Genomic DNA, 19684 nt, shown 5'->3' on the forward strand with positions numbered 1-19684 from the left:
CAAGCAAGGCAGCACAATTACTTTAAATGATAATGTTATAGTAACATCTGAAAATAATGGGCTTCATGCAGATGGTGAACAATCTAAAATCACAATGACTGGAGGAACTGTAAAAGCAAAAGAAGCTGCATTTGTCTTAAAAGATGGCGGATATATTGATGTCACAGATATTTCTGCGAAAGCACAGTGCAATGGGATAAGCATTGATGACTCCAAAAACGATCAGACTTCAAGAATCAACCTGACCAATACAAACCTTTTTGTCGAAGATGGAACGGGTATTGTTGCCAACAATTCATCAAATGGTAAACTCAACCTCAAAGATTCAAAAATCAGTGCCGACAGGTTATTCGTGGGTATAACTCATGATACGCCAAAACCTGATCAAATCTTTACACTCACCGCAGAAAACTCTCTCTTACAGGGGGGAGTAAGAAATGACGGAAACAGCAGAACAACTTTCGATCTCAAAAACGATACAACATGGTTCGTAAACACTAGCACAAAAGAAAAAGATGATGCGGGCAAGTTACTTGATATTGCCCAAAGATCTCATTCTGATGTTTCTATACTTAATCTCGACAATAGTTCCATTGTTTTTCAACAGCCGACAGAAAACCATTATCATACATTGCATATAGGTTCTGGGAAACCAGACACGCAAGCAGTCTACAATGCTTCTGGTGACGCAAAGATTTCTTTTAATGTTGGATCTGTTGAGAGCTCTGATATAATCGATCAAAAAAATGATCGACTTCTGATCCAAGGGGATGTCTTAGGTACAACAACAGTTTATGTTATGAGTGATTTCAAAGATAGCAATAATATAACAGAAGCTTTTCACCCTTCTTCTAATACCAGTGGAGTTTCGCTCATTCAAGTTTCCGGGAAAGCAGATGAAAATTCCTTCAAATTAGCCAATGGTTATATCCAAGCAACTGGTTCACCTTATAAATATAGGCTTACCGCTTATGGACCAACATCCAGCTATGGTGCTGCAAATGAAACACTAAACCTGTTGGGAGAAAATGATAATTTCTGGGATTTCCGTTTGCAGAAATTTATTTTACCACAAGTAGCGAGCTATTTGGCCGTACCTAATGCTCTCTTCTACGCTGGTTTTATCGATATGGCTCAACAAAGTACTCTGTTAGCTGATCTGAGAACAACAGCTATAGGGATCGAAGATAACGTCAAAAAAAATGGATTCTTTCTCTCTTCCTATGGAAGTATCGCAACCCTATCGTCACAACAATATGGCTATAACACAAACATTCGCTATGCTGCTACACAAGCAGGTTTTACAGCTTCTGCACAAAAGAGCCAAAATACAATCCTATATTGGGGTCTTACCGGAACCTATGCTCAATTATCCCTCACCCCCCAAAATATAGAAGATGCAGACAAGAGTACGCTTAACAAATGGGCAGTCACAGCCTACAGCGGTATAGAGCATAATAGCGGTTTCTATATGGATACACTCTTCTCTTATGGGATCTGGAAAGGAAATATCTCTACAGCCATCGCTAACAGTACCACTAAAGTCGATGATATAAAAATGTTAATTGCCTCAACAACAATAGGTCAAAAATTCACAACGGGTATTAAAGCCCTCACGTTTGAACCCCAGGCACAACTTGTTTACCAGCGTCTAATCTTTAATGCCTTTTCTGATGCTGATAATCTTAAAGTTGATATCGGTGAACCTTATCAATGGTTAGTACGCATTGGTGGACGTTTGACAAAAACTACTACCTCCACAGAAAAGAACCGTGTCATTTCTCTGTATGGAAAAGTGAACTTTCTCAAAACTTTTGGTGATGATGGTAAAGTACAGATTGGCGACACCTTTCCCCTTGATCCTACAGGATCTTCTATTGAAGGAGGGCTTGGCATCAATGCAAAATTGTCTCGCAGTTTAGCCCTCCATGGTGATATAAACTATCGAAAAAAGCTGCAAAAAACTGGTATATCCGGAACAAACTTTTCAGGAGGGATACGCTATCAGTTTTAAGGAAAGTCTGTAAATAGCCTATTCATTCTATTCAATTTAACAAAAAAGGCAGTATACATACTGCCTTTTTAATCTATGTAAGCTACTATTCTTATCCCCTGAAACTTTTTTCTTTTCTCCTCAATGATCTCCTTCCCTCCTATTTACACGAGTCACGCGGCATATTCATTATCGAATTTGTCTATAAAGCTAAGCAAAGTGTATTTTTAGATAATAAAAAGAAGACTACATTGGAAAAGATAATGATAAAAGAAACTCTCTCTTCATACCTTTTCTATGTTTATCCTCCTGTTTCTTCAATCCATTAGCTTAACACCACCCTGTAAGGATTCATTTATATGTCCATGTACCGTTTTTAGGCAAACCATTTTGACAATGCTTATCCCTCTAATTCCATACAGTATATTGATTTATAAAGATAATTCTTTGTTTTCCATGTTGAATGAGAGTCCCTAATATCGTAGGATTCTCTCATTTCAAACTTGTTTTATGTTGAAACAATTAAAAATTTTCTTGCACGTTACAAGCAGGGCTGGCGTGTGGAGAAAAGTTATATAAGAAAAGCCTGAGAATTCCTCTCATGAACTGCCTCAAGTGCCAAGGGCTTGTCACAAACATTGGGAGCTGGCAAAGTGTGTGATGGGCTTGCTCTTTTATTAAGCGTAAAGGTTATCGGCTTGCTCCTTCGTAAGCGTAAAGATGATGGAACTCTATGGCTTTAGCGTTATAGCATTCATGAACACCATCGCGAAATGGGCTGTGCTTCCTTAGAAAAATGGACTTTGGTACCCTTAGCCTCTTTAAAGAAAGCCTGTGAATAGCCCCCTCATCTCTTCTTCTTATAGCAGAGAAAATTTGCTGATCATTTTGGTGAGTGCATCAAATAATACATCTCAACGCTATAGAGCTTTTTATAGCGATTATCTTTAATAGACAATTTTTAAATATCATACTTCATAGTGCTTTTAGCATAAGCTTAACCAAGCTAGGTTTTATGAAATCTACTTTTCTCGACTTTTTATGATCATGAAAAAAGTTTTTCTGAAGCAAAACTTCAAATCATAGAGTAGACCACCAATATAATTCGTTTTGTTATTTACAATAAAAACATAATGATATAGAAGTTGTCTGGGTACTTGCGCCATCAGGGGAATGAAGTAAGCATCAAAGCATACCAAATACTAAAGGCATATCTATGTGTAAGAAATATATTTATAAGAAAAATTTTTTGTTATGTACAATTGCTGGAACTTTGATTTTTTCTCATTTCGGTTCAACTTATGCAAATACATCGGCTCCTGAAACTCCTGAAATTTTGGGGAAAATTGAATTAAATAAGGGAGAAGAAAAGACTTTAAATAATGTTCTTGTCCGCGATAAAGGACCTGGAATATTAGCGCATGATAAAGCAGCTATCACAATTGTAAAATCAACAATACACACGGAAATGTCTGCACTTTCTGTATCAGAAGGTGGACGCATTCATGCTAAAGAAATTAAAGCAAATACAGTATACAAAGGTTTAGAAACAAAGAATGGTATAATCAACGTTGAAGATTCAACCATAACCGTCCAACGAGGAGGTGCCGGTGGTATCATTTTTTATGAAACAAAAGATTCTTCACTGAAAAGTGGAGAAAAAGTTGTCAATAAGGTTGTTCTTAGCAATACAAAACTTCTTGTGAAAAACGGTACCGGTATTCTTGGTCCCTACTGCTCAAGAGCCGTTGCTGAAGTTCAACTTAAAGACTCAGAAATTCGATCTGACGTATTATTGAGAAATAAAACGAAACGTAAATATTATGACAACGATACTCTTCCTGTAACTTTAGCATTAACCGCTGATAATTCAACAATAGAGGGACGAGCAAGAACTTTAAAAGTCAATACAACGGTTTTGACTCTGAATAACAAAAGCAAATGGTACTTAAAGACCTCTCAAGAGGAAGTCGATACTGACTTTAATGTGTTTAACTATGAGCTCAGTGATATTAAACAACGAGCCCTTTCTACCGTTTCAGTACTGAATCTTAATAATAGTTCTATCATATTTAAGACACCACAAGGGCGGGAAAAAGATCATTATCATACCTTGTATGTAGGGCGAACAGCTGAGGTTCGTAGACCTCAGGGAAGTACAATCCCCGATATAGAAAGCACTTATAATACAGTTTACAATGCCACAGGCGATGCAAAAATTTATTTTAATATTGAATGGAGTGATGGTCTAGTAAAAGAACAGCAAAAAGCTGACCGCCTCCTTATACATGGTGATGTATCAGGCAGCACAACAGTCCATATCAAGAACCTTGCGAAAGGTGAGATATTAAAAGCTGAAGATTCTGTGTCTTCGAATATGCGTGGTCTTTCACTCATTCAAGTTTCTGGAAATGCAAATGAAGATTCCTTCAAACTTGCACACGGCTACACCACAATGGGGGGATTGCCCTATAAATATATACTCAAAGCCTATGGTCCAACATCCAGCCATGGGACAGCCGATAGCACACAAAGTCATTTTAGCGGAATATCACAAGAATCAAAAGAAAATACCCTCAAAGACTACACAATCTACACGATATCAGCATCAGGAACAATGATTGAAGGTGTTTCACCAAAAGAGAAAGAAGCGCAAAATACCGGTTCATCATCCCTTGGACAAGCAAACAACGCACAAAACATCTTGGAAAAAAATCAGAATTTCTGGGATTTTCGCTTGCAAAATGCGACTCTCGATAATGAAGGAAAGATCAGAGCTCTCGTTCCTCAAGTGGCAAGCTATTTGTCCATGCCTAACGCACTATTCTCAGCTGGACTGGCTGATATAAACAATCAAAACACTTTACTCAACTCGATGCAGGAAAACACCTTTGAGACAAAAGATCATAAAAACAAAGGAGTCTTCTTCTCAACTTATGGAAATAAGATGACATTATCCTCTCACCGTACGCCATTACAATATGGCTATGGTGCCGATATTCACTATGCAGCTTTACAGGCAGGCATTACATTAGCAGCTCTAGAAGATCAAAATATGACCGCCAATTTCGGTCTTTTGGGGACATATGGGAAATTAGCTTTCACCCCTAAAGACATGGAAGGTGCTGACAAGAGTACACTCAATAAATGGTCAATTACTGCATATAGTGGGCTGCGCCATAATAATGGGATATACATCCATGCGCTCTTCTCCTATGGAATGCTCAAGGGAGATATCACCACAGCTCTCATAGGAAAGACTGCAGAATTGAAAAATGCTGATACATTCAGTGCATCAGCAACCATTGGACAAAAATTCGAAACCAGTAAGAAAGGATTGGTCTTTGAACCACAAGCACAACTTGTTTATCAACGCCTCATGCTTGGCACACTCTCAGATGTCGATGGCTTTGATGTGGATATGGGAAATCCTTCTCAATACTTAGTGCGTGTGGGTGGACGCTTAACGCAAACGAAGCTTTCTATTGAAAACGGCGGTATTCTTTCTTTCTATGGTAAACTAAACGTTGTTAAAGCTTTTTCTAACAATGGTACGATACAGATTGGTGAACCATTCCACCTTGATTCTATAGGAGCTGCCCTTGAAGGTGGATTTGGTGTAAATGCGCAATTATCACAAAATATCGCCCTTCATGCTGATGTTAACTATCAATATAAGCTTCAAAAAACTGGTATATCTGGAGCAAGCTTTTCAGGTGGAATACGCTATCAGTTTTAAGAAAACGCAAAAAACAATTTATATTCTATTCATTTTAATAAAAGGCAGTGCAAATGTGCTGCCTTTTTACAATCTATCGGAAAGAACCGTTAACAACTATTCTTTCTACCACCTTTCTTGAGCCAATTAATCTCACTCAAACCAAATGTAATAAAATCTGTTATCTCTAAATGAATACTGAATTCTCAAGAGAGCTGCCTTTTTGATTTATAAAAATCAAATGCTTTTAATAAATTTTTTTGTATTTTAAAACACGTAATAAATAATTCTCTGTGTAAGAAAATCAATTAAAAGCTTTTTGTAAGCACACAACAACAGCTTCTCCAAAAACTTTGTAGAGTTTCCATAACAACAGCCTTAAGCAACAAACATCCTTGCAAAATATTTTGTTTCTTAACACTTTTAAACGGAATACTGATCAATCTAGCTTTTCTGCAATTCATAGTTTCTAACTGCAATCTCTATTTTAAAAGCTCTTCTAAAATCATTTTTTAAACGATAAAGAACACGACGCAATGTTTCGTTTTGTTGTTTACAATAAAAACATAATGATATAGAAACTGTCTGGGTACTTGCGCCATCAGGGGAATGAAGTAAGCATCAAAGCATACCAAATACTAAAGGCATATCTATGTGTAAGAAATATATTTATAAGAAAAATTTTTTGTTATGTACAATTGCTGGAACTTTGATTTTTTCTCATTTCGGTTCAACTTATGCAAATACATCAGCTCCTACAATGGTTATGGCTCGTGCGGATAAAGCAGGAGAAGAAAAAACCTTTAATAACGTTTTTATCCGCAGCGCATATACAACAGTGGTTGCTGATGACAAAGCCTTTATCACCATTACAAATTCAACAATGCGTTCAGACTCAAATTTATTTACCGCAACAACAGGTGGACGTATTCATGCTAAAAAAACTGTAGGAAAATCAAATTCCCGTGGTTTAGAAATTTCAAACGGCATCATCCATATTGAAGATTCAATCATAAATGTTTCCGGACATCACAAAAGTCGTGGTATCCTTTTTGATTACATCCCAAGTTCCCAAGTAAAAGAGGGCGAAAAAGTTATCAATAAAGCAATTCTTACCAACACAAAACTTCTTGTTGAAAATGGTATTGGTATTCTAGGACCAGATTATGCAAAATCTGTTGCTGAGGTAGAACTTAAAAGTTCAGAAATTCGTTCTGATATATTATTAAAAAATAAAATCCCAGAAAACTCAAAAGATATCGATCCTCGCACTTTTATATTAAGCGCTGACAATTCGATTATAGAAGGACGAGCAAAGACTTTACCTCAAAATACAACGATTTTTACTCTCAACAATAACAGCAAGTGGTCCCTAAAGATTAGTCAATTTGAAGTAGACAAAGAATTTGACAGCTCTAAAGGATACTTGCTCACTGATATTAAACAACGTGCACAGTCTATTGTCTCAGTATTGAACCTTAATAATAGCTCTATTATATTTAATGCGCCGCATAAACTAGCAGACAATCAATATCAAACCTTGCATGTGGGAAAACAGCCAACAGCTGAAGCTGCAAAAGCAGAGCAAAACAGAAGCTTCGATGCAACAACGGTTTACAATGCATTGGGCAACGCAAGGATTTACTTTAATACCGAATGGAGTAATGGTCTTATAAAAGAACAACAAAAAACTGACCGTGTTCTCGTTCATGGTAATGTCTCAGGCACCACAACGATCTATTTCAACAATCTTTCAAAGCGTGCAGAACCATTCGATGATGATGAAGTTTCAATTCCTTTGAATGCGCGTGGTCTCTCACTTGTTCAGGTGTCTGGAAAAGCAGAGGAAGCCGCCTTCACGCTGGCAAATGGCTACACTACAATGGGTGGATTGCCCTATAAATATGTATTAAATGGCTATGGACCAACATCCAGCCGTGGGAGAGCTGACAAACAGCAAAGTCTCTTGCAAGAAAGTGAAGAGTTTTGGGATTTCCGTCTACAAAATGCGACTCTTGATGATGAAGGAAAAATCAAAGCTCTTGTTCCTCAAATGGCAAGCTATTTGGTTATGCATAATGCAATATTCTCCTCTGGCTTGGCTGATATAAACAATCAAAATACACTGTTAGATAATATGCACTCAACAGTTTTTGGATTAGAAGGCCATAAACAAAAAGGGATATTTTTATCGACTTATGGCAACAAGATGACGTTATCTTCCAGCCGTAGTCCATTGGAATATGGTTATGGTGCTAATGTTCACTATGCTGCTATACAAGCAGGCATGACATTAACAACGTTAGAAAATCAAAATATAACCGCGAATCTTGGTCTTTTAGGCACATATGGAAAGCTCGCTTTTACGCCAAAGGACATGGAAGGTTCTGACAAAAGCATACTGGATAAATGGTCCTTTACGGTATATGGGAATCTCCACCATGACAATGGTCTCTATATTAATGCACTTTTCTCCTACGGCATTTTAAACGGACATATTACAACAGCCCTTATCGGCAACACCACAGAATTAAACAATACGGATACATTAAATATATCAGCTACCGTTGGACAAAAACTAGCAACTGGTGTTGAAGGGCTGTCTTTTGAACCACAAGCACAACTTATTTATCAACATATTGCCTTTGGCACTCTTTCAGATATTGATGGCTTCCAAGTTAATATAAAGCCCCCTTATCAATGGTTGGTCCGTATTGGAGGGCGTTTAACAAAAACAATGCTTCCTATTGAAAAAGATCGTGTTCTTTCTTTTTATGGTAAATTGAATGTCATCAAAGCTTTTGGTGAGAAGCGCGCTATCGATGTTATGGAATCTTTCCATCTCGATTCTATGGGCTCTTCCCTTGAAGGTGGGCTTGGCATTAACGCGCAGCTTTCTAAAAATATCGCACTTCATGCTGACGTTAATTACCAACATAAACTTCAAAAAGCTGGGTTCTCTGGAATTAATTTTTCCGGAGGAATGCGTTATCGCTTTTAGAAATCTTAGCTCTCTATTTTGACGCATAAGCAGCGCTGAGATGAAAACAGTGCTGCTTAACTACATTACAAAAAACCGTAATGTGTCAAAAAGTGGTTCATTTTTAGCAAAATAAAGAAAATATCTTAAGGAACATCTCTATGCATAAGAATCTTTTGTTATGTACAGCCGCTTGTGCTTTATTTTTTTCTTCTTTTAACTTCACATCTACCAGCACCGCCTCTGGTCTAAGCCCCCAGGAACGCCATGCCATTGAAGGGATTATGAAATTACCTGAACAATATCGCCATGCCATTGATTTAATAAACACACCAACACAAGCAGAAAAAAATCTTGAAAAGATAGCCTCTGGCGCCATGATGGAAGATAATGCGCACTTCAACCAAGCACTTGAAAATCATATGGATCGTGTAAGAGATACGATTAACAGCTCTTTTGCAGGTGCAGGTCGTTATGGTTCTGGTGCTCATATAAACGTGGTGAACCGTGAAATGGATAATATACGTGCCCAAGCCATGGCAAACAAACACCATCAAGATATGCAAATCATGATGCAAGCCAGAGCAAAACTTGGACAATTACGTCAGAATCGATTAAAAACAAGAGAAGATTTATTACGTGGCTACGACAAAGCAGTTTCCGATGCCGTAAAGGCGGCAGCAATCCTTGAAGCTGATAACCAACAGCGTGTTAATGCTGCACACCAACAATGGGTAAGCCAAGACAATCGTGATTGGCACAAACTGCAAAATACAGCAGAAATATTACATAAGGCGGCACAAGTGGATACTGCCTTACAAGGACAAAACAAAGAACTTTCTGATGCTTTACGCAAAGCAGTATTAGAGACTTTGAACGCGGATGGAATAACCAACGTGGAGAGAAAAGAAAAAACATCCCCTCCTCCAAAGAGCACTTCATCCACAAGAACAAAGCATGGAATTACACGGCCTACAATAAATGAAAATTCGCAATCTGATATTGATCCCCAAACAAACACCACTTCCTCGGAATCAAAAACGACTCTTAATACATCAGAAAAAGCGCATATGAAATTGCTCCCAAAGGTTGAGAATACCGCTACCGCGGCTACAGAGAGCACCTCTAAACTTACAGATGACGATAAAGCAACCGCAGCTTCTACTTCTCTTGATGGAACAGAAAAAAGCACAACTCTTACACCACAAGGAGAAAGTTCTTTAACCATGCCTATTGCGATGTTTGCTGTTGGGTTTAGTGATGTCAACAATCAAAATATCTTGTTAGACAATATGCAAATAACAATGTTTGAACCCAAAGATCATCCAGAGAGAGGCGTTTTCTTATCCTCTTATGGCAATAAAAGCACCTTTTCTTCTAAGGTTCAAGCAAAACAAGATGGTATCCAAGCAGATATTCGCTATGCTGCATTGCAAGCAGGAGCAACACTAATAGCGCTAAAAGATCAAAATATCAGCAGCAACTTTGGTCTTTTCGGAACATATGGGAAATTATCTTTTACTCCTAAAAACAAGGAGAGCTTTCAAAAAAATATGTTTGATAAATGGTCACTCACCGCATATGGAAATATTCAGCATGACAGTGGCATCTATGCAAGTGCATTTCTCTCTTATGGAATTTTCAAAGAAAATCACGCTACAGCTCTCATCAAACATACCTCAAAAGTGAAGAATAGTAAAACATTAGGAGCCGCTGCAACTGTTGGTCAAAAACTGTCAACCAGTTTTGAAGGTGTAATCCTAGAACCGCAAGCACAACTTGTTTATCAACGTCTCATGCTTGGTTCTTTATCAGATAAGAGCTCTTTCTCAGATGACGATAACTCTAAAATAGACATAAGCAAACCTCATCAATGGTTGCTCCGTATTGGTGGACGTTTGACACAAAACAAAGGCCATGCCCTTTCCTTCTACGGAAAACTGAACATGATCAAAACTTTTAGTGAAAACTTTTCGCTTGCTGCTATGGAATCTTTAATTGAAGGTGGTTTTGGTATTCAGGCGCACTTATCGCAAAATATAGAGCTTCATAGTGATATCAGCTATCAACATAAATTCAAAAAAGCTGGCATCTCTGCAATAAATATTGCCGCTGGAATGCGCTATCACTTTTAAAAATACTTGTATTCCTATCTTGAAATATAACGCGCTCTCATTATGTTTCGTTTTGTCTCTTACAAAAGAGACATAATGAGGCCAAAGTTTTATTTTTTATGAGAGAGGGGAGAAATATTTTAGGAATACATCCATATGAAAAAAAGCTTCTTACTATACACAGTTTCTGGAGTTCTGTTTTGTTCTTTCACCAGTATGTCTTATGCTATTCATAGTACAAATCCATCAACAACGATAGATTCTTCTTCTCTACAACCTGCTCGTGTCAAGTCACAAATAAATCTATCCGGAGTTTTTGATCCGTATAAAGATCTATATGATGGAATCGGACAAGTTATGCCATCATATCCATCTTCAACCCCTAATGGCCTCCTTCCCCCTACAGCACCTAGCTCCACAAGAACGAGCGCAAGCCCTATTTCTACAGGAAGTGAACTTACAACGCCTACTTCTACAAGCACTCTACCTCCCAAAACACAACTTGAAGGAAATTCAGCTGGAAATATAATTTCTTCTTCAAAACAAAACTCTGATCTTAGTCAAGGAAGTACACAAACACCAAAGACTAAAGTTACAGAAGGTGTACAATCTAACCCTACAACACAAAACACTCCTATTATACAATCTTCAACAACAGGAATGGAAGCAAAATCTAGAAGACGTTCAGGGGCGCCCTCCTCTTCTGCAGACTCTTCCAGCGAAAAAACACTATCGAATTCTGCTGTGTCTTCACAGCCAGAACCTACACAACCTTCACCGAATTTACAACCAGCACTTACAAAGTCTGAACCTACAAGAACGGAACCTACAAAACCAACAACAGAGCAAATACCAACATCTAATGAACCAGAACTCGCACAGCCAATATCTTTAAGAGTAGAAACTGAAAAACCAGCATTACTGGTACCACCAAAATCTGCAAAACCAGCGCCAGTGCCATCTTCATCTGCACAAAAAATATCTGAAAAATCAGAGATTGAAAAACCAATATCACCAATAAAACAACCTGAAAAGTCTACACAAATTGAGGATATAAGCTCTGGAGTTGAGGCTACAAACGGTAAGACCATAACGCTACATAACAAAAAAATTCAAGACAATGGTTTTGCTGTACATGCAGATGGAAATAATTCAAAAGTCAACATGATAGGAGGAACAGTTGATGCACGTTTTGTTGCACTAAGCGTATCAGATGGTGGAGAAATTGATGCTACAGGTATTACTGCAACAGCAGAAACAGCTGGTTTGCTAAACATGAGGGGCACAATCAAACTTAAGGATTCAAGCGTACACGTCACGGGAAATTATGAAGCAGACGGTATTATTTTCCGCAACAATCCGTATAATGCCCCTAGAAAACGATATACACGCAATGCTGAAAGGAACACCAATGCCGTTCAAGAACAAGATGTAGCCAATATTGCTGATAAAGTAATCCTAGAGAATACAAAGCTTTTTGTTGAACATGGTAGCGGTATCAACCTTTATGGAACAGGCGTAGACGGAGAAGTCAACCTTAAAAATTCAGAAGTCCATGCCGATATTTTATTAAAAAATATCAAGAACGAAAGTGCCTCCACAAACACTATTACATTAGTTTCAGACCACTCTTCTTTAGAAGGTCGGGTAAGAACTTCTAAAGATAATAGAACAGTTTTTGATCTAAAAGAGGGGACGAAATGGCTTTTAAAGGCGAATAAAAATGCCACAAATAATGATAATATTTTAAATGACTATAGACAGTTTGGTGTTGATGAAAAATCATACTCTAATCTTTCTGAATTGCACCTTACAAACAGCGCCATTATGTTTGACAAGCCCATTGAGGGACATTATCAAACTCTGTTTATAGGACCTAATCTTTCGCAAGAAGACGAAACAACTCACACAGCAGCGGTTTATAGTACAGCGGGTCTTGCAGAGATTTATGTAAACACTCAATGGGATAAACATTCTCCTATCACGGAACAACAAACTGATCGCATTGTGATTAATGGTGATGTCTCAGGAAGTACTGTTGTTCACATCAATCTCCAAACCGATAGCTCTGCTGTTTGGGAAGAGACGATGGCTTCACTTCCTTTAGGGACACATGGGATTTCAATCATTCAAGTTTCCGGACAAGCAAACGAAAATTCCTTCACGTTAGCAGAAAACTATATGACAATAGGGAAACAACCTTATAAATATGTACTCACAGGCTATAAGCCTGGAACATCTCATGAGAGCCAAAATCTTTTTGGCAAGAAGAATAGTGATTTCTGGGATTTCCGCTTACAGAATGCCTACATTGATAAAGACAAAAAAGTTCGAGCCCTTTTACCACAGGTAGCAAACTATTTAACCATATCTAATACTTTATTTTCTGCTGGATTTACTGATGTAAACAATCAAAACACGTTGTTAGACAATATGCAAACAACAGTATTTGGGGCAAAAGACAATAAAAAGAATGGTATCTTTTTCTCTTCCTACGGCGAGAAGGTCACCCTATCTTCCAACCGCGATCCACTGCACTATGGTTATGGTGCTGATGTAAACTATACTGCCTTACAATTAGGGGGCATATTAGCCGCCTTAGAAAGCAAAGACATAAGCGCACATTTTGGTCTTTTAGGAACGTACGGAAAGCTTGCCTTTACGCCAAAAGAGATGCAAGATTCTGAAAAGACAACGCTTGATAAATGGTCACTTACCGCTTATAGCGGCATCCAGCATAGCAATGGTATATATGTCAACGCTCTTCTTTCTTACGGAACCTTAAAAGGAAATATTACCACAGCTCTTGTTGGGAATGCCGCAAAATTGGATGGTACCGAGATGCTTAATATATCTGCAACCATTGGTCAGAAATTAGCAACCGATACAAAAGGGCTTGTCTTTGAACCACAAGCTCAATTCATTTATCAAAATCTCATGTTTGATATTTTCTCAGATACCAATGGCTTAAAAGTAGACATGGGCAATCCACATCAATGGTTGATCCGTTTTGGTGGACGTTTAACAAAAACGATAATGGCTGTTGAAGAAAACAAAGCTGTTTCCTTCTATGGTAAAATGAATGTTATCAGAACTTTTGGCGATGGTAAAACAATAAAAATTGCTGATACCTTTCATGTTGATCCTACCGGCTCTTCAGTTGAGGGAGGCATGGGGGTGAATGCATATCTTTCTCAAAATATCGTACTAAACGCCGATATCAGCTATCGGCAAAAACTGCAAAAAGCCGGTGTATCTGGCACCAATTTGTCTGGCGGAATACGTTATCGTTTCTAAAGCAGAAGTTAATTTTAACTTAAATAAAAAAGCAGCACAAAGTGCTGCTTTTTTATTTAAATTTATATATTTTTTTAATTCTCAAAAATCATTATCACATCAAAGAAGATTTTGACTTATAATATTTCTTTTGCATATTGAATAAAAAACTAAATACCATAACATTCTCTCATCAAAATACCCCATGCATAAAATTTTATGTCTTATATTATCACCACAACTCAAGCGATGATGTTTTTACAGCACAACAGAATAAGCATTTATGCCGATTTAAAAAAAGTCAGCCCCTTCTTCGCTGTGGACGCTCCATTTATTTTAGATGATGTACATTTAATATACCTGCTATAAAGACTAGTATCTGGTATAAATTCTTAAAGGCAAGTTTTTCCTCTAAAATCTCAATGCTACAGCAGCTCCATTATAAGACAAGATATTGATTTATAAAGACAATTAATTGTTTTCCATGTTAAATAAGAATCCAGAATATCGTCAGATTCTTTCATTTTAGACCTGTTCCATGTTGAATCAACAAAAACCATATCTCTTACAAGTGACAAGGGGGAAGAGCCATAGGGATAAAAAACTATTAAGAAAGGATTAAAAATGCCTCTAATGAACTATCTCAAGTGCCAAGGGCTGTAGCAACATTGGGATCAAACAAAGAATATGACAGTGTTGAAAAATATAACAATATCAACTTGCTCTTTTATTAAGCATAAAGATGGTCGCGCACTATAGATTTTATATTATTTCGATGGGAACTTTCTTATTATACCATTCACAAGCACCGTTGCATCAAAGATGTCGTTGCGCCGCCCCACAAACACCATCACGAAATAGACTTGAGAGCTTAGATATCTCTTTAAAACAAGGCCGTGAATTAGGAATAACAAATCCATTCTATTTTGAGTATTTTGTCGTGCATGAAGGACATGCCCGCAGTAAAAAACACAATAAAAAAAGCGTGAAACAATGCGGAATCTTCATTATTTAACAGATAGTGCTTTAGATACTTTTGAAAGACATAAAGCTAAATTAAAGAACGGCGGAACAGAGGGAAGCTGATTTCTACCTCTTTATTCTTTCCCAATGAGATTGCCTCCCCATTTCAAATATTACGCCAACAAAGATATACGCACTATATCCACTCAGATCTGGATGCTCTCTCCAATCTGACATACAAAAACTAAAAACAGCAGAAGGAAATAATAAACCGCTTTAATTTTTATCTCAAGCATATAGATTTAAACAACGAACCGCGTCATATCACCACACTTTAAAGGACAATATTCCATGAAGCTTATAGGCAATATTCATCACATACTCTTCATCATTCATGCTTTTTGCTGACTTGGTGGTTATGGCGGAGTGAACGCACCAGATCCCATCCCGAACTCGGCCGTGAAACACTCCAGCGCTGATAGTACTTTGCCTTAAAGCAAGGAAGAGTAAGTCGCTGCCAGATCTGCTAAATGCAAGCAAAAGACTCAATGTATAAACCTTACATTACCACACCCCAAGGAAGCTGTTTTTAAGGCATCACAGGCTGGTCTAAATATTCTCTTGATCGCGCCTCTCCCTAAACTAAAAAATGAAGCTCCCTACTGACTTAGTCTGCAAACAATTCTCTGTAAATAATCCGCCTTCTCTGAATTCTCTTCTAGCCAGCTTCTCACCGCATGCGGTTCACATCACGACAGCTTAAAAGACATTGTTTTAAGAACAGCGTTTTACAGTACATCAGGATAATAATTTAAATACCAAAATGCGCTTAAAACACGTCTACTCACTAAACGCACTATTTATCCAAATCAACTGCCCTACCTAATCATTGTCATGACTTAGAACAGCCCGTATTAAGCAGATTTGATCATTCCTCTATTTCTTTTGCACGTCCAGATAGTTGTATAGCTCTAGAAAGATCATTAACTGCATTTAAATGTGTTTGAAGTAATTCACTATTACGCTGTAATTTTTCTTGTAAATCAGACAACAAACTTTCAACCTCATGCTCAATATCTTGATTCATATAGCGCTTCACATCACTCATGGATTTATTAAGATCACGCAAACCACGTATTTTACGCAAATTTATTTCTTCGTAATCTGGAACACCACTACTCTCTAGCATATTGCTTTCATAATCAACAACTTGAGCTAATCCTTTAACAGCAGCAACAAATTTTGTCATCGCCCAATCACGATCAATAAGGTTGTTATCAAGAACTTTTGCTTTTGCCGCAAAACTATCATCACCATATTGCACTACAGACATTTTTACTTCCCCTTCAACACTATTGTTCAATCTTACTTTCAAATGAGGGAGACTAAACAGGTTCTCTTCAATGCTGATACACTCAACCAAGCTCGTGGTGCAAACATTGCTCAAACAACAGCACGACAATCCTTCAAAGCGTATACCACTTCAACTTTCAACGAGTTCTCTCAAATATTTTTCTTGCTTTGCTCCAAAACCATCATTGCGGCTATACTAATCCATAAAAACGCTATAGACTTAAACCTTACAGCAATATCGAAATTTCCATATTTGCTCTGTCTATTTCGCCTTGCCGATTTTATCTTTGCCGATTTTATCACGAGCTCATCTTCAACAGAAAATAACAATGCTTTCACGACAACTTCAGCCACAAAAAATATCTGCCGACAAAAAACCGCAGCCTATCTTGCAGCATATAAGGACGTAAGCCCATTAAAAATTTCAGCATTTTACTGATAGAAGCACTTTACCCTCCATAACCTTATGGCTCTCTCTGCACTTAAACTTGTATACCTTCCTGCGCCCCATAAGATGGCGCCCGACAAGATCAGTTTGCACCCATTCAAAAGGACACCCCCTCTCCCATGCTCGTTCTGCACACATGCAGTATTTTGCATAAAACACAAAAAGAATGTTCTTTTGAACAGATCAGCCATACAGCAATATAAAAAAAGACATCTTCAAATAGCTAAACAGCCATCAATCTTCCTTTTTTAAATTATCATTCGCTTTTCTTTGCAATGAATGACTATATAAGATTTTTTGAACCTTTTCAAGAGTTTCTTAGCCAATCAGTTCGATACGTCTTCAATCGCATATTTACGCGCTTGTTTTAAAGAAATATCTCTTAAGTGCACCCAAGCCTATTTCGCACCGCGGCCCATCAATGGTATAATGATAAATCTTCCATGACATGTATAAAATCCATTGAGCACTTTCCATCTTTACGCTTAATAAAAGAAGCAAGCCAGCACCATCACATATTTTTCTAACCCCTTATGTTCTGATACCCTTGGCACTTGAGACGGTTCATAAAGCATGGCCTTTCTTGTACAATTTCTCTGCGCATGGGAGCTCCCTGCTTGTAACTGCAAAAGACGTTGTTTTGGTTAATTCACCACGAAACAGATTTGGAATGAAAAAATTTCCAGTATTAAGGAATCTAATTCAAGTTGAATAACGATAGATTATCATCTATAAATCAAAATATTATCCAATGCATAATGCTTAACGCTCCCCCATTGATATTTTCAGAATTTTCACAGCATCTTCTTACAGATTATTTCATTCCATAACACAGTTTGCTCTTAATATCGCGACTTTACATGTGCTACTGGTATAAAAACAGAGAAACAATCATTTTATAATCAAGGTACAATTTTTGTTTACGATCTTTCTCTCGTTTTCAACCTTTTAAATGCAGCTCTTCTCTTTCATAATCATCACATTTCAAATCTATTCCATGTTGAATAAATTAAAATCACTTGCTTGCACATCACAAACAACGCCCTGATGTGTTGATAAAATACGCTGAAAGAAAAAGACTTCTTATGAACCTTAGCAAATGCCAAGAACTATAATAAACATTGGAAGCAAACGTACGATGATTGTGACTTGCTCTTTCATAAGTATAAAGATGATAGCATTTTATAGATTTTTATATTATTCAAAGTTTATATTATTTCACGAGAGCTTTACTGTTATACTATTCACATTTACCGTTATACCATTTACGAATGTCATCGTAAAATGTCTTTCGTGTGCGTTAAGAGATATTTCTTTAAAACAAGTACATAAATATGCAATACAAATATACTAATATACAACATAAGTATATTTCTTTTGGAGCGTTCTTTACTTTTGTGCAAAACATGCCCCATTAGAGCAGCATTAACCAATCTTGCTATGAGATAAACGATCAGAAAACATTTTTATCTTCCGCCGCTCACCTTAAAGGACTAAGATCTTAACTCAATCGGCTCTGTACGCAGTCCGAATTTTTGTCAAACGATCTTCTCCTGACTTTCCCCTCATCTGATTCACTTAAACGAAAGACTCAACAAATAAACCTACGAATATTCATCGTACACTAAAAAATACTTAAACGTTCCAAGAAAACTTATATGTCTTATATTACCGTTATAAATGACAGTGCTTTATAGCATAACAGGATAAAAAAGTTTCCAGCAACACAAAACTTACAAAATCAATCAATAGTCCTTTTAAAGCTTTCTTTTTTAGGATTCACAATACTCCAACTCCTTAAGCTTTTATAAAAAAAGGAACGATTTTAAGCTTGCCGAATATGTTGTATCAGCATATATTACAGATTGTAACATATTGTTATTCATAAAATCACCTCAAAAAGAACAGAAAGAGGTTTTTATGGCTGATCTCGTAAAAGCCGCTATGCTTTATTCAACCTTGATTATCACCATCAATGCTTTTGTTGTTATTTTAGTTCTCGTAATAGAAATATACTAAGCATACTCTTTTGGCTTTTTATAATCTGTGCAAATGAGCATCTTAATTTCACATAAGAGCAAAGCAGAATTTTAATTCTACAGATAAACCACACACCCAATTTCAAACATCGCTTGCAACTATTTGAGTATAAACTCTGCTTTTTGTATGCATTTTTAACCATCAGTGTCCGTCTTTTCACGCTATCTTGAATCTTAACTTCACTCCCACCTTAAAAAACGAAATTTTCTATCAGATATGATCTGTAAATAATTTGTCTCTTTATTGAGTAAATTTCCCCTTCAGGGCATATCACAATTCTAAAGGATAATATTTCATGAAGCTTATAATAAATCTATTGAACACCATCTTTACCCTTATGAGAAAATAAACCAGCAGCATCACACACTTTTCCAGCCCCAAATGTTGCAACAATCTTTAGCACTTGAGATCGTTCATAAGAGGCATTTTTACTTCTTTCTTCAACAGTTTTTATCCACACGGCTCTCCATGCTTGTAACGTGCAAGCAGATGGTTTTAATTGATTCAACCTAGAACAGATTTGGAATAAGAGAATCTTACTATATTCGAGATCTTTATTCAGTATAAAATAATTAAATTATTTTTATAAATCAAAGTGTTATTCAAAAAACATTCATCACACACTCGAGAACAAAAAACACCTCATACGTAAAGTTTTATATGAGCTCCACCGCTCAACATGATAATATTACGACACAATTAAGATAAAACATAACAAGGGAAAACCTTGCAAACTCAGAAAAGAGAAGGGGAAAAATGAAAAGGTGTGGAGGACGCTCAATTCCTCATACATCCGGCA

8 protein-coding genes and 1 rRNA gene are annotated in these 19684 nt (G+C 37.0%); 7 read left to right on the top strand and 2 right to left on the bottom strand.

Going from position 1 to position 19684, the window contains the following annotated elements; translation table 11 throughout:
• The 6 genes from ACFINR_RS05895 to rrf form a co-directional block, all read left to right on the top strand.
• A partial coding sequence (locus ACFINR_RS05895; protein ID WP_375653135.1) for an autotransporter outer membrane beta-barrel domain-containing protein occupies positions 1-2014 on the top strand: 2014 nt, incomplete at its 5' end.
• A gap of 1195 nt (positions 2015-3209) precedes the next feature.
• On the top strand, positions 3210-5732 hold the full coding sequence (locus ACFINR_RS05900) for an autotransporter outer membrane beta-barrel domain-containing protein (RefSeq protein ID WP_375653141.1): 2523 nt from the start codon (positions 3210-3212) through the stop codon (positions 5730-5732).
• Between the two features lie 631 nt (positions 5733-6363).
• Positions 6364-8712, top strand: coding sequence for an autotransporter outer membrane beta-barrel domain-containing protein (locus ACFINR_RS05905; protein ID WP_375653147.1), 2349 nt, complete (start codon positions 6364-6366; stop codon positions 8710-8712).
• Between the two features lie 140 nt (positions 8713-8852).
• A complete protein-coding gene (locus ACFINR_RS05910) occupies positions 8853-10826 on the top strand; it encodes an autotransporter outer membrane beta-barrel domain-containing protein (RefSeq protein WP_375653153.1) in 1974 nt (657 codons plus the stop codon).
• Between the two features lie 135 nt (positions 10827-10961).
• A complete protein-coding gene (locus ACFINR_RS05915) occupies positions 10962-14102 on the top strand; it encodes an autotransporter outer membrane beta-barrel domain-containing protein (protein ID WP_375653161.1) in 3141 nt (1046 codons plus the stop codon).
• A gap of 1350 nt (positions 14103-15452) precedes the next feature.
• Positions 15453-15567 (top strand): 5S ribosomal RNA (gene rrf / locus ACFINR_RS05920).
• A gap of 405 nt (positions 15568-15972) precedes the next feature.
• Here rrf and ACFINR_RS05925 read toward each other — a convergent pair.
• A complete protein-coding gene (locus ACFINR_RS05925; RefSeq protein WP_273790974.1) occupies positions 15973-16377 on the bottom strand; it encodes a flagellar protein FlgN in 405 nt (134 codons plus the stop codon).
• Between the two features lie 42 nt (positions 16378-16419).
• On the opposite strand from ACFINR_RS05925, the gene ACFINR_RS05930 reads away from it, so the two are divergent.
• Positions 16420-16836 carry a hypothetical protein gene (locus tag ACFINR_RS05930; RefSeq protein WP_375653168.1) on the top strand — a complete coding sequence of 139 codons (417 nt, stop codon included), beginning with the start codon at positions 16420-16422 and terminating at the stop codon, positions 16834-16836.
• Between the two features lie 2362 nt (positions 16837-19198).
• Here the strand turns inward: ACFINR_RS05930 and ACFINR_RS05935 are convergent.
• Positions 19199-19345, bottom strand: a complete 147-nt coding sequence (locus ACFINR_RS05935; protein WP_375653175.1) for a hypothetical protein — start codon at positions 19343-19345, stop codon at positions 19199-19201.
• Positions 19346-19684 lie beyond the last annotated feature (339 nt).

Origin of the sequence: Bartonella sp. AP19HLJMH, assembly GCF_042196245.1 — a bacterium.
Taxonomy (GTDB): Bacteria; Pseudomonadota; Alphaproteobacteria; order Rhizobiales; family Rhizobiaceae; genus Bartonella.